Here is a 13,592-nt window from a genome sequence, read left to right as displayed (position 1 = left end):
GATTAATGACAGACCGCGACACCGGCGCTTGGTTTAGCGGGGCTCAGATAAGGAATGCCCAATCCCATTCCGCGCAGCAGAAACCAGCAACCCAGGCAGATCATAAGGAAGGGCATCCCTCTGTTGATCCTGCGGCGGAAAACCGGTCCGATATAACCGGAACCAACGGTAGCAAGCAGCATGAGGGGAAACGTTCCGGCACCAAACCAGAACATATATTCGGCGGAGGCCACAGGGGACAAAGTGTTAACCGCCCCTACCAGTGCCAGGTAAACAAAACCGCAGGGCAGAAAACCATTGAGTATACCGACGACAAGATGACCTAACCGATGGTTCAGCGCATAACGGATCATTTTTTGAATTGGCGAAAGCAGGGCGGCCATCAAACGGCTTTGCCCGAAACTCGCTTTAAACAGCCTGCAAAATCCCGCGATGATGATCAGCAAGCCACTGACAACACTGACTCCCTGCTGCAGCCCGGCCAGCCAAAGCTGTTTGCCCAGCAGGCCGAGCAGGTAACCTAAAACTGTATAGCTGATCAGGCGGCCGGTATTATAGACCACTTTATCCGCGACGACCAGCCACCAGCGGTTATGGAAACTGGGCACCGCGAAAGCCAGGGGCCCGCACATACCGATGCAGTGTACGCTGCCGAACAAGCCGATATAAAATGCGATCTGGTTAGCCGACATCATAGTGTTATTTCCTTTTGAAATAAATATTGTTTTTCACCACTCTCCCATTCCAGCAATAAATGCCAGCGTCCTTTTGCCAGCGAACCGACCGGCAACAGGACGGTTGTGTCTTCCCCCGTCTGGATAGCGAAACGCTTATCCTGCGCCGCGCTCGACGGCCGGATAAACCTGGCTGTTCCCTTTGCCGGTTTCGTAAAAGCTACTTTTATTTCTGTACTGCTGATCCGGATCTGCGGCTGCGCCTGCTCGGTAACCACCCGCCTTTCCTTGTCAAAATCCGCGTCAAAGCGCAGGCCTTTTTCATAATACTGATGATCATACTCATCAGCCGGAATACGGAACATATAAAAACACATGCTCAGGATGAACAGCATAAAAATGGCCATCCCCGTAATTAATCCTTTTCCCCAGTTCATAATTTCAATCGTTAACAGGACCAACAAACGTGGTACTGATGGTTTGTTTAAGCTGTTTTCCCGTAAAGAGCTGCAGGTTGATGTCGGTCTTGGCCGCATGCAGTTCCGTGGCGGGAATTTCAATAAAGAACATCGTTTTGACCATCCCGCCTTTGGCTACCGGCCCGGGTGCCTGGATATATTTGATCCGGATGGCAGAGTTGTCAGACCGGATAGTTATTTTCCGGTCCTCATTTGTCTTATTGATGATCTCTGCATTATAGATATTGCTGATGTAACCGCCGGGTTGTTCCTGGTAAAGGGATCCTGCCCCCCGCATCACCGTCATATCCATGTCGCTGCGGGTGAAAATAAAATAGCATAATACCCCAAGCATAACCGTAATAACCGCCGCATAACCTTTCATACGCAGCGTAAAGGACGGTTTCTCTTTAACCCGGATCATATTTTCCGAATAAAACCCGATCAGGCTTTTGGGCCTGTTGATCTTATCCATTACCTCATCGCAAACATCGATGCATGCGGTACAGTTTACACACTCGACCTGCGTGCCCTTGCGGATATCTATTCCCGTCGGGCAAACCGATACGCACAGGCCACAGTCCACGCAGTCCCCTTTAAGAGCAAAAGGGTCGGCATTTTTTTGCAGTTTGCCGCGGGGCTCGCCGCGGACATCATTATAGGCCACAACCAGCGTATATTCATCGAACAGTACGCTTTGCAGGCGGCCGTAAGGACAAATAACGGTGCAAACGATTTCCCTGACCTGGCTATAGACCAGATAAAAAATAAAGGTAAATACCCAGATGCTGGCCAGCCCGATCCAATGCTGCCCAACGGGCTCCCTAATGATCTTCAGTAAGTCTTCGCTGCCGATCAGGTACGCCAGGAAGGTATTGGAAATTAAAAACGACACCCCTATAAATACAAGATGTTTAGCCGTTTTTTTGGCGATCCAGGCATTCGTCCGGGGCCCCGCGTCCAGTTTCTTCCGCTTGTTGGCGTCGCCTTCGATCCACTCCTCGATCTTCCGGAAAACCATTTCCATAAAAACGGTCTGCGGACAGATCCAGCCGCAGAAGATACGGCCGAACGCGATGGTAAATAAAACCACACAGACCAGGAATACGAGCGAGGCCAGCATAAAGAGAAAAATGTCCTGGGGCCAGAAAACCTGGCCCAGTATCACAAAGTGCCGCTCCATGAAATTGAGCAGCAACAAGGGCTGCCCGCCGACCCGGATAAACGGACCTGAAAAAAAGAAGATCAGATATACATAACTGATGGCTGACCGCCATTTATAGTAAAGGCCTTTACGAATGAGCGGATAAATCCATTTTCGTTCACCTGTTTCTTTCGCCGCCGATAATCCACTCATAGCTGTTATTTTGAGGCCAGTTTATGGTCTGTTTCCAGTTCTTTTTCACCCTGCGGCGCCTTCGGGTTAGCCGGATGTGTCCCGTTCAACGACTTGATGTAATTGGCCACATCCGCAATCTGTTTTGGTGAAAGCTGCTTTTCCCAGGTCGGCATTCCTTTCGCTGCAACACCGTACTTGACTGTTTTAAACAGGTCACCGATCTTGCTGCCATGCAGCCAGTATTCATCGGTCAGGTTTGGCCCGACGCTCCCCTCGCCGTTGGCTCCGTGGCAGGCCGCGCAGCTTTGGCTGAAGATAGCTTTTCCGGACCCTAAAGTCCCGGGATCACTCGACAGCTTCACCGTGGTTTCATCCACGCGGTTCGCCGCTTTACTCAGGTATGCTTTTTTGGCGATTTCGGCCTGTGCAACCTCCATTTTATATTCATCGTATTGCAGTTGACCTACACCGAACACATGATAGATCAGCAGGTAACACAACCCAAAAACGATGCTGCCGTAGAAAAGCCACATGAACCAGGCCGGCGTTGGATTATCCAGTTCCTGGATGCCATCGTAGTCATGTTCGATCAGGAGGCTTTTTTCTTCTGACATCGGCTTTAGTGACAGCAGTTTCAGTAAGCGTTTATTGTCTTTTGGTGCCGGTTCTTCGGTGGCTTTTTTAACCGGATGTTCCAATGCCGCTATCTCCGCATTAGAATATCCCTGCAGCCGCAGCATTACGCGCCCCATGACCCTGAACGCTCTCAGCAAAACCAAAAAGACGATGACAAAAAGGACCAGCATGGCCATAATTGCGCCATAGCCTATATAATTTTTCAGTTCGTCGCTGATCAGGCTGTCGCCCTGGGCACTGGCGGATTGAACACCTGTCAGGAGGACCGGTATAAGTAATAACTTTTTCATAGTCAGGAAAAATTTGAAGGTTGAATCTCGTCGCCGTCCTGCAGGGGCAAATCGCTCATATGTTCAATATGCGCTTTGCGCATACGGATCAGCAGCACGGTAACCAGAATGAAAAAGGCCAGGAATATGCCCAGTGAAGAAAGCAGATAGACCTGATGACCGGAGACATTTTCTGTGAATTGTTTAAACATGACGGTAGTTATTTTTGTGCGGTTTTATTGGCTTTGATATCCGTACCCAGTCTTTGCAGGTAAGCGATGATCGCAACGATCTCCTTATCTTTTTTGACCCTGATATGGTCGATATGTAAGTTATCCGTAATCTCTTTGGCCTGTTTGTCCAGGTCGGCGTTGGCAATTTTGTCATAACCCTGCGGATAGGGCACACCTAAAGTCTGCATCGCCCTGATCTTGGCCGCCGTAGTAGATGTATCCAGTTTCTGTGTCAGCAGCCAGCCGTATTCCGGCATGATGCTGCCCGGTGACATCAAGCGCGGATCCATCAGGTGGTTATAATGCCAGGCATTGCCATATTTTCCTCCTTCGCGCGCCAGGTCAGGGCCGGTACGCTTGGATCCCCATAGGAAAGGGTGGTCATAAACGAATTCCCCCGCCTTGCTGTATTCACCATACCTTTCCGTTTCTGAACGGAAGGGCCTTACCGTTTGGGAGTGGCAATTGGAACAGCCCTCCTTGATATAGATGTCGCGGCCCTGTAATTCCAGCGGCGTGTACGGCTTGACGCTGGCGATGGTCGGAATATTGGACGATATCGTCAGTGTCGGCATAAGTTCGATCACCGATCCGATCAGGATCGTGATCAGGGCCAGGATCATCAACTGAACAGGCCTGCGCTCTAATTTACGGTGCCAGGCGCCTTCCAGCACAACTTTATGTTCCGGCTCCAGCGGCAGGGCCTGCGCAGCTTCGTTAGCCACCAGGCTCCCCTGTTTAGCCGTCCGGATCAGGTTATAAGCCATCACGATCACGCCCAGCAGGTAAATACCGCCGCCGACGGAGCGCATGACATGCATGGGGATGATACGCAGCGTGGTTTCTAAAAAATTGGGGTATTTCAGCATGCCCTCCGCTGTAAACTCCTTCAGCATGAGACTTTGCGTAAACCCGGCCCAGTACATCGGTACGGCATAAAAGATAATACCCAGCGTGCCGATCCAAAAGTGGAACGAGGCCAGTTTTTTTGAATATAGTTCGGTTTTATAAATGCGCGGAATCAGCCAGTATAAGATGGCAAAGGTTAAAAATCCGTTCCAGCCCAGGGCGCCAACGTGTACGTGGGCCACGATCCAGTCGCTGAAATGGGCGATGCTGTTGATCTGTTTCAGCGATAACATCGGCCCTTCAAATGTGGCCATGCCGTAAGCGGTTAAACCGACCACCATGAACTTCAGGTTCACATCATCACGCACCTTATCCCAGCCACCACGCAATGTAAGCAACCCATTGATCATACCGCCCCAGCTTGGTGCGATCAGCATGATAGAAAAGGCTACGCCTAAAGATTGCGCCCAGCCCGGTAAGGTCGTATACAACAAGTGGTGCGGGCCGGCCCAGATATATATAAATATCAGCGCCCAAAAATGCAGAATACTTAATTTGTATGAATAGATCGGCCGGTTGGCCATTTTGGGCAGAAAATAATACATCATGCCCAGATAAGGCGTCGTCAGGAAAAACGCAACCGCGTTATGCCCGTACCACCATTGTACCAGGGCATCCTGCACGCCGGCATATACCATATAGCTTTTAAAGGGAGAAACCGGCAGCTCGAAAGAGTTAACGATATGCAGCACCGCAATAGTGACGAACGTTGCAATATAGAACCAGATCGCGACATACAGATGGCGTTCACGGCGCTTAATGATCGTACCGAACATGTTCCAGCCAAAGATTACCCAGATAATGGTGATAGCGATATCGATCGGCCACTCCAGTTCGGCGTATTCATGGGAAGTCGTCAGGCCCAGGGGCAGGGTGATCACCGCAGACAGGATAATGAGCTGCCAGCCCCAGAAATGGATATTGCTCAGCCAGTCGCTGAACATCCGGGCCTTCAGCAGCCGCTGCAGGGAATAGTAAACGCCCATAAAAATAGCGTTGCCCACAAAGGCAAAGATGACCGCATTGGTATGCAGCGGCCGTATCCGCCCGAAGGTGGTGAACTGGTTGTGCATATTAGCACCGGGATGATAGAGCTGGATTGCGGCGATCAGGCCTACCGTCATCCCAATGATGCCCCAAAGTACGGTGGCTACACCGAAATTGCGGACGATCTTGTTGTCGTAGTAAAATTTGTCAGGCTGCATAAATATGTATTGCTGTTTATTGGGTGTAAAACTATTCAGGCGGCACGGATTACAGAATGATAACCGTCGGCCGGATTTGTGATGCTGATCATTTTTTAACCCGGTTCTCTTCTTCATCATCCAGCAGGATGCGCATGCCCGGTGTATAGAGGTCGTCATTCTGCCCGCTCCGCTGGGCCCAGAAAAATGCACCCAGGAAAACCAGGGCCAGCAGCACACTGCAGCCGATCAGGAAATAAATAATGCTCATAATAATTCTCTTTTTTTGGCGGCAAAATGGGTGGCCAGCGTGGTAAATGAAATGATGGTCGCCGTACTGAGCGGCATCAGCACCGCGGCGATCAGCGGAGACAATGTTCCGGTAACAGCGTAGCTGAGACCGATGACATTATAGGTCAGTGAGATCAGGAACGACAAATGAATGATCCTTACCGTATCCTTTGAAAAGCGCAGGAAGGCCGGCAATTTAGGAAATGCCCTCCCATCCATGATCGCGTCGCTGCCCGGCGAAAAGTTGTTCACGTTATCCGTCACTGCAACGCCCAGGTCGCTTTGTTTCAAAGCGCCGGAATCATTCAGCCCGTCGCCCAGCATCATCACCTTGAGCCCCTGTTCCTGCAGTTGCCGGATACGGTCCAGCTTTTGCTGCGGCGACTGGCTGAAGAACAAATGACCGTTGTCCGGAAAAAACCGGAGTAATTCCGTCCGTTCATGATCCTGATCACCGGATAAAAGATACAGCTTATAGTCCGGTGCCAGCCCGGTGACCTGCTCCAGGCCCGCGCGGTAATCATGGTGAAATCCGAAATACCCGAGGTAAATTTCGTCGATCATCAGGTGGACCCGTGTCGTCAGATTACCGGGATTAGCCTGCCCGAAGATGAATTCGTCGCTGCCCACACGGACCCGGTAGCCGCCGACCATGGCGGCAATGCCTTTGCCCGGGATCTCCCGGTAGCCGCTCGTGCTGATTTTGTCCAGGTCGCCGAAGTAATGGCAGATCATACGGCTCAGCGGATGGATCGAATTGGCGCAGACACTGTAGATCAGCTGCCGTTCTGCGACGTTCAGTTCACCATCCAGATCTATCCTTTTACTGCTGCCCGTCGTGATCGTGCCGGTTTTATCCATAACAAGCGTATCGATCCGGGCGAGTTGTTCTACCACCGCGGTATTTTTCAGATAAAAGAGGTTGCGATCAAAAATACTGAGCGCGGCGGACATCGTAAAGGGGGTGCTCAGCGCCAGGGCGCAGGGACAGGCAACGATCAATACGGCCGTGAAAGCGTCAATGCCGCGCCGGAAATCAAACGGCATCCAGGCGAGCAATGCACCCGTGGCGATCGCTACCAGCACAATGGTAAAATATTTGCTTACCCTTTCATTAAAGGTCTTCATGCGGGTATCCTGCTTGCGCGTAAAAGCTTCGTTGTTCCATAACTGTGTCAGATAACTCTGCGATACCGGCTTGATCACTTCCAGTTCAATAGCCTCGCCGGTCTGCCGTCCGCCGGCGTAGATAATCTCGCCTAAGGTTTTACTGACCGGAACGGCTTCGCCCGTAACAAAGCTAAAATCGATCAGCGCCTCGCCTTTTAACAGGATAGCGTCGGCCGGAATGATCTCGTTGTGCCGGATGACCATGCGATGCCCGGTGCACAGGTGCGCCAGGGGTACCGGTTTTTCTCTTCCCTCCCTGATTACCTGTACGGCAACCGGAAAAAAAGAACGGTAATCCCGCTCGAATGAAATATGGTGGTAAGTTTTTTGCTGCACGAACTTTCCGACCAGCAGGAAAAACACGAGTCCGCACAGCGTATCCGCAAAACCGGCACCACTATGGGTAAGGATCTCCGCAACGGTACGTATGAACAGTACAGCAATGCCCAGTGCCAAAGGAAAATCAATGTTCAGTATCCTGCTCCTGATGTTGTGCCAGGCGGACAAGAAGTAACCCCAGCCGCTGTAAAACACCACGGAGATACCAAATAAAATGTTCAGATAGCCAAAAAAGGTTTTAAAATCCTGTTCGATGGCCGACAGGCCGAAGTATTCGGGGAAACTGAGCAGCATAACATTGCCAAAGCAGAAACCCGCTACTGCGATCTTTTGTATCAGGTTGCCCTTCACCGCCTTATTTTGTTTTTTTATGATATCCTGCAGGCTGATCAACGGCTCGTAGCCGATGTCGTTCAGCAATTCAACCAGCTGCTGCAGGCTGATCTTTTCCGCATCAAAGCGGACGATCAGCTGTTTTTTCAGAAAATCAACCCTGCAATAATGAATAGCCGGATTAAAGCGGTTTAACTGTTCCAGCAACCACAGGCAGGAACTGCAATGGATCTGCGGGATATACAGCGTGATGATGGATAAACGCCCGTCCGAATAATCCAGCAGTTCTGCCAGGATCGCCGGGTCGCTCAGGTAATCATACCGTTTGTCGTTCCGCAGCCGCGTTGTGCCGGGATGCTCATTATAATTATAGTAACTGCAAAGCCCGGCCCCGGAAAGGATGGTATAAACACTCCGGCAGCCCTGGCAGCAAAATTGTTTCTGGTCTTTCTGATAGGCATTCGTCAGACATTCCTCACCGCAATGGTAGCAGTTGGTTTTCGTAGGCGTCAGGGTTTCCGGCATTTTTTTGAATTTAATGCTCCAAAATTGCCGGTTTGCCCCGGCGGGGGGAATGATACCGGTTCTGAAAAAAAGTGATCTGCGTCATTTTTCAGCCTGGATCATACGGTGGTATGTCCTTGTCTGCCGGGAGGCTGACCCGTTTCAACGGTGTGATTTCGTTGCAGAGGCCGGAACAGCCGGTATTCCGGGTGGTGATCTGTACCCTTGATAAAAATATCCCTTCAGATGAAACAAACACGGCTGCAAACTTCCGGCTGAACCATCTCCCGCAAAAAAAATGCCGGCCGGGCGGGTTTATGACCTTCGTCATTTATTTAAGAACCCCTGACCGGTAGTTTTGCAGTTAAACGCCATAACAACAAATATCCGGATGGATTGCTGACCGGCTTCAATGTAAGATTACATCAGCCGGACGCTCCTCCATTGCGGCACGAAGGAATAGAAAAGAGATGATCAAAGCACCGGGAGATACAAAGGAAAGAATTGTCGGGCATATCGTCGCGCACGACTACCGCAAGTCACGGGCCCTGGCCAGCCTCGGGGTGGATTACAGTTGCGGGGGGAACAGGACCCTGGGACAGGTCTTTAGCGGAAAAGACGATGAGCTCAACGCTGTATTGCAGGAATGGGAAAAGATAGACCGTCAGCCACAAAAAAAGGAAATGGATTTCCTGGGCTGGGACATGGCATTCCTGACCAATTATATCATGCAGCTGCATCACCGCTTTGTTAGCGGCCAGACAAAGTTCATCACGGAGCTGGCGGGTAAAGTAGCAGAATCCAATTACGCCCGCAATCCGGAGGTCAGGGACGTCGCCGGAATTTTTGAAACTACGGGCAAACGGCTCGAACTAAAGGGCCGGCAAGAGGAACTGGACCTGTTCCCTTACATCATTGAGCTGCATGAGGCAATGGTGAAGGGCACAAACCTAAAACCGGCGGTATTCGGGCCGGTGGCCGGTCCTGTCGGCACTATCAAAACGGAAGGCGAACAGATCGTCGCTGCCCTGGTACGGATCAGGAGAATGACCAATAATTATACGGCGCCACCCTATACCACCAGTACCTGCGCGATACTCTACAAATTGCTGGCCGAATATGAAGCAGACACCTTGCTGCATCTGCACCTGGAAAATAATATCCTCTTTCCCCGGGCCATCCTGACTGAGAACTGCCTGAGGGCTAATCAACAAATCACCTGAACCCATTTCTGAAATCATTAACAATAACACTATGAGCCATACTTTTCATATCCCGGTACTGGGATTAGGATATTCCATTGATACCCCTTTGAAGGTCGCCCGTTACGGGATCTCTTCTGCCATGTCCATTGTCGATGACGACCTCATCGAAAGGATGCGCCAATATCATGCGCAGCTTAACGGCGAGCCGTTTAAACCGATCTTAAAAAATGATGACGACGCGCGCGCCCGCAGGATCACCGAGTACCTGAACCTCGTGGACCGGTTGATCAGCCGGCAATTCAACGAATTAAAAGCGCTGCCCTTTGAACATGGTAACGATCTCTGCCGGTATTTCGAGCTGCTGCCGGAAAACAGCCGGTTAAGGCAGGGCTATGATCTGATGCTGGATTACCCGGAGGGTACCCAAAAAGCATTATTTCAGACCAGGTTGAAAAACGAAATGGTACCGGGCGCTATCGACGTAAATATTATGTCCAAAGTAGACAAAATGAATTATACCGCTGCAGGTGATCCCAGCGGCGAACTCAATACCGACGCGCTGGCCGCACTTCGTGGATTTGCATTGAGCACCCTGAACTCTTCGGTAATCATGTCGGCCGGGTTGAATCCCAGGCTTTACAGCTACCTGGAATCGTTTGTAGATTTTTATCCGGATAAACAGGGCGATATCCGCAAAAAGGTCATCCTTAAGGTCAGTGATTTTCGCTCCGCGTTTATCCAGGCTAAGTTTTTGGCGAAAAAGGGCATCTGGGTATCCGAATTCCGCATAGAATCCGGTTTGAACTGCGGCGGGCACGCTTTTGCTACAGAAGGTTTCCTTTTGGGCCCGATCCTGGAAGAATTCAAACAGAAACGCCAGGAAATGGCGGCGGAGCTTTTCCAAAGTTACAGCCAGGCACTGACCGGCAAGGGCCGCACCTGCTTAGCGGCCCCGGAACAACGCCTGTCCGTCCAGGGTGGGATCGGTACGGCCGCTGAAAACATTTTTTTGCGGGATCATTACCATGTAGATACCACGGGATGGGGCAGCCCCTTCCTGCTGGTGCCTGAAGTCACCAACGTGGATAAGGATACCCTTTATGAACTGGAAAATGCCACCCGGGAAGATTATTATGTCAGTAACGCCTCCCCCCTGGGTATCCTGTTTAATAATTTCAAAAAGAGCACGGCGGAAACGCAGCGGCTGAAACGCCTGGAACTCAAGCGCCCGGGCAGCCCCTGCACCAAGAAATACCTGTGTACGGATACGGAGTTTACCGAAAAGCCGATCTGTACGGCCTCCCGTGAATACCAAAACCTGAAACTCAGGCAACTGGCGTCTGCCGGTTTGCCGGAGGCCGAATACGCACAGGCTTACCAAACCGTGGTGGAAAAGATTTGCCTGTGTGAAGGACTTTGCGCTTCTGCCTATATCAAGTATGATATCCTGAAACCCAGGGAAAATAAAGCCGTTGCAATTTGCCCGGGTCCGAACCTGGCCTACTTTTCGCGGACATACTCTTTAGAGGAAATGGTGCAGCATATATATGGTGCTGCGGACCTGCTGGACAAGGTCAAACGCCCGCATATGTTCATTAAGGAGTTAAACCTCTACATCGAATACTTACAGAAGGACCTGCAATCGCAGCTGCAGGAGCTCAGCGATAAAAAACGCAAACAATTAAACAAATTCAAAGCCCAGCTTCAGGAAGGGATCGATTATTACCAGGCCTTATTCGGCGCTTCTGCCACTCAAACCTCCCGGCTGGTCAAAGACTGGATGAATGATCTTACCCACTCCTCCCGGCTGTTACAGGGTATAGAAATTTAATGCAGGTTTTTTAACGTGAACAGGCGGCATTCGATTGGAATGCCGCCTGTTCACGCTTAGCTGCAGCACGGTCTTTCATAATCCTATTCCCAAAGAGGCTTATTTATCGTTGTTTGGTTTTCGGAATACATATTAGGCGTCTTGGCTTAACTTTAAACGGGTAGCATATCCTTTCGATTGAAATAATGCTGGGAGGCCGGAACAAGCCTTATAGGCAGGACGAAGGCTGCAGCATCTCCGTTCTCAAATCTACCCGGGCCGTTGACAGCTATGCATTGGTTTTATTTCTTAAGCTTCCTGACCAGGCTAATGCCTTTGCAATATCTCCATGTAAAAAACAGAGGCCGCATGTTAAAAAACGTTCTCATTTTACGTTTTAAAAGGCAAATTCAGGTTCTTCAATTACCAGATCATTCCTGACTGAAACCACTCCCGGTGCCTTCCAGGCGATACTTTCAGCATCTTCTTTTTCCGTCAGGGAACGAACGATCCCGCGCAACTTCACTTTCCCTTCAATAACCTGAGCGGTAATCTTTGAAGCATCTATAGTCGCATGGCGCTCAAACGCAGCAGATATGCTTTTCTCGAGGTCATACGCAGTAATAACAGGTTTAACTCTGATTAAATTATAAATGGCGCGTACACCATCCAGCTGTTTAATGGCAGTTTCAGCTATTGCTCTCTGATAAGCCCATTCCACCTCTCCTTCCAGTTTTACACAACCGTCTTCTACTTTAATTTTAATCAGTTCCTGTTCGACAGCACTTTGCCATCTTAACGCATGTAATACGGCTTCGGCAATTTCGGTATCTGTTTTTCGATACCCTGGCGATACGCCCACCTGCAGATCCTCCGCAAGGGCTTTTACACCCCCCACTTTTTTGACCGCTTTTTCAGCATCCAGTTTTTTCGCATAACTATCAACCTGGCCTGATAAAGTTACCACACCATTGGTTACGGCAACCCCAATCTCAGATGAACGTAGAAAGGGTTGCCACTTTAGCTCGTCCATCACATCTCTTTGAATTTGAATGTCAGTTTTCATATTTTCCCAATATTTTTATTTAATAATTAGATGATTCTAAGTACAAAGTACGCTGTTTTACAATTTCGGTGAATGAGCAAAGTCAACTCAAAATATGATAGTTGTCAAACAACTAAAAATTGCAACTATTATATCTTCCCTGTTTTCACCAGGCGCCAGCTTAGGCTCGCAAAGGCTGGTGATCTACAACATGTCATCAAACAATTAATCAACGATAAAAAGTTAGAAATTTATTTCGGGACGAAATTCGATTGCTACAAATTGAATGAATAATAGGATTTCTTCCCCTCTCTCAGGTGTCTGATGATTCCTTCTGAGTATTACTCTCATGTTTTAACAGCAAGCTCTGGTTAAATTTTTCCAGCAGGTCAATATACTTATTCATCCAAAAATGAACCTGGGCTTCTTCTTCTATATCGCAAATATCTCCTATCGCGTGATCATTATCAGGTCTTTTCACTTTACAAGCTTCGCCCGGAAATTCTACGGTAAAATCATGATCAATTACACTTCCAAGTTGAGCTATCACATAGTGAGGCAGTGCCTCCTTTTCAAACCAGTTATAAAGTGTCCGCCTGCTGATACCAAGCTTGCGGCAGATCGCACTAAGGCCCATCGGGTGACGACGTGCAATATATTCGACAACCTTTCCGCGATGCAGGTTTAATTCACTTTCAGTTGATAGATTACCCCCGATCGTACTGATGGTATCAAATAATGAAATAGACGAATCCTTCATTGAGCAAATTGTTTACGATAGCTAAACCTAATAGATAAATGACTAATAAAAATGTTTATTATCACTAAAATCCGGTCATTCGGTCATTGCTACGCTTAATGTTTTGGTTTAGTTTTACCAACGACTGTAACATGAGTTCTTGTAATTTATATAGCTACTGCATCCAATGGGGAACCGGACAACAGAATATGATAAGCCGGAAATAACAGCGATCTCTTCTGGGGCTATTTGATTAAGTGCCGTTTTAAATCAATGACCAGAAGCCGACAATTGCCCTACCCTTTTTTCGGGATTAAAAGGGTAATGCATACCATTACTTTTACCTTCGCGGCACTTATATCACATACCACATCACAAGAACAGTAGTTTTTTCTCACATACTTTACAATTTCAAATTAACTATTACCTAATAGTTTATTTAATAATACATTAG

Annotated in this window: 12 protein-coding genes; 2 read left to right on the top strand and 10 right to left on the bottom strand. The window is 49.1% G+C overall.

What is annotated here, in order from left to right:
* Nucleotides 1–2 precede the first annotated feature (2 nt).
* The 8 genes from NPE20_RS14645 to NPE20_RS14610 form a co-directional block, all read right to left on the bottom strand.
* On the bottom strand, nt 3–695 hold the full coding sequence (locus tag NPE20_RS14645; RefSeq protein ID WP_354003255.1) for a sulfite exporter TauE/SafE family protein: 693 nt from the start codon (nt 693–695) through the stop codon (nt 3–5).
* Entirely contained in the window at nt 692–1,111 is a 420-nt protein-coding gene (locus NPE20_RS14640; protein WP_256539411.1) for a FixH family protein, read from the bottom strand. Before NPE20_RS14640 ends, NPE20_RS14645 begins: the two co-directional genes overlap by 4 nt.
* Before the next feature lie 4 nt (nt 1,112–1,115).
* Nucleotides 1,116–2,489 (bottom strand): cytochrome c oxidase accessory protein CcoG, encoded by a 1,374-nt coding sequence (ccoG, locus tag NPE20_RS14635; RefSeq protein WP_256539410.1) that lies wholly within the window; start codon nt 2,487–2,489, stop codon nt 1,116–1,118.
* A gap of 5 nt (nt 2,490–2,494) precedes the next feature.
* Nucleotides 2,495–3,397, bottom strand: a complete 903-nt coding sequence (locus NPE20_RS14630; protein ID WP_256539409.1) for a cbb3-type cytochrome c oxidase N-terminal domain-containing protein — start codon at nt 3,395–3,397, stop codon at nt 2,495–2,497.
* A 2-nt stretch (nt 3,398–3,399) separates the two neighbouring features.
* On the bottom strand, nt 3,400–3,588 hold the full coding sequence (locus NPE20_RS14625; RefSeq protein ID WP_256539408.1) for a hypothetical protein: 189 nt from the start codon (nt 3,586–3,588) through the stop codon (nt 3,400–3,402).
* Between the two features lie 8 nt (nt 3,589–3,596).
* The gene (gene ccoN, locus NPE20_RS14620; protein WP_256539407.1) at nt 3,597–5,723 is read right to left on the bottom strand and encodes a cytochrome-c oxidase, cbb3-type subunit I; all 2,127 of its coding nucleotides are present in this window, start codon (nt 5,721–5,723) and stop codon (nt 3,597–3,599) included.
* 88 nt (nt 5,724–5,811) lie between these two features.
* Nucleotides 5,812–5,973: a cbb3-type cytochrome oxidase assembly protein CcoS gene (gene ccoS, locus NPE20_RS14615; protein ID WP_256539406.1), complete on the bottom strand. Its 162-nt coding sequence runs from the start codon at nt 5,971–5,973 to the stop codon at nt 5,812–5,814.
* Nucleotides 5,970–8,360 carry a heavy metal translocating P-type ATPase gene (locus tag NPE20_RS14610; RefSeq protein WP_256539405.1) on the bottom strand — a complete coding sequence of 797 codons (2,391 nt, stop codon included), beginning with the start codon at nt 8,358–8,360 and terminating at the stop codon, nt 5,970–5,972. Before NPE20_RS14610 ends, ccoS begins: the two co-directional genes overlap by 4 nt.
* 449 nt (nt 8,361–8,809) lie before the next feature.
* On the opposite strand from NPE20_RS14610, the gene NPE20_RS14605 reads away from it, so the two are divergent.
* Together NPE20_RS14605 and NPE20_RS14600 are read left to right on the top strand one after the other, a co-directional pair.
* Complete coding sequence (locus tag NPE20_RS14605) at nt 8,810–9,562, top strand: DUF542 domain-containing protein (RefSeq protein ID WP_256539404.1); 753 nt, start codon at nt 8,810–8,812, stop codon at nt 9,560–9,562.
* 31 nt (nt 9,563–9,593) lie between these two features.
* Nucleotides 9,594–11,375 carry a hypothetical protein gene (locus NPE20_RS14600; RefSeq protein ID WP_256539403.1) on the top strand — a complete coding sequence of 594 codons (1,782 nt, stop codon included), beginning with the start codon at nt 9,594–9,596 and terminating at the stop codon, nt 11,373–11,375.
* Between the two features lie 376 nt (nt 11,376–11,751).
* Here NPE20_RS14600 and NPE20_RS14595 read toward each other — a convergent pair whose 3' ends face one another.
* Nucleotides 11,752–12,420 (bottom strand): BON domain-containing protein, encoded by a 669-nt coding sequence (locus NPE20_RS14595; protein ID WP_256539402.1) that lies wholly within the window; start codon nt 12,418–12,420, stop codon nt 11,752–11,754.
* Nucleotides 12,421–12,712: 292 nt separating this feature from the next.
* Entirely contained in the window at nt 12,713–13,159 is a 447-nt protein-coding gene (locus NPE20_RS14590) for a helix-turn-helix domain-containing protein (RefSeq protein ID WP_256539401.1), read from the bottom strand.
* Nucleotides 13,160–13,592 lie beyond the last annotated feature (433 nt).

Source organism: Mucilaginibacter aquariorum (assembly GCF_024498135.1).
Taxonomy (GTDB): Bacteria; Bacteroidota; Bacteroidia; order Sphingobacteriales; family Sphingobacteriaceae; genus Mucilaginibacter; species Mucilaginibacter aquariorum.
Note: the sequence above shows the minus strand (reverse complement) of the source record. Positions and strands in the feature narration are given on the sequence as shown.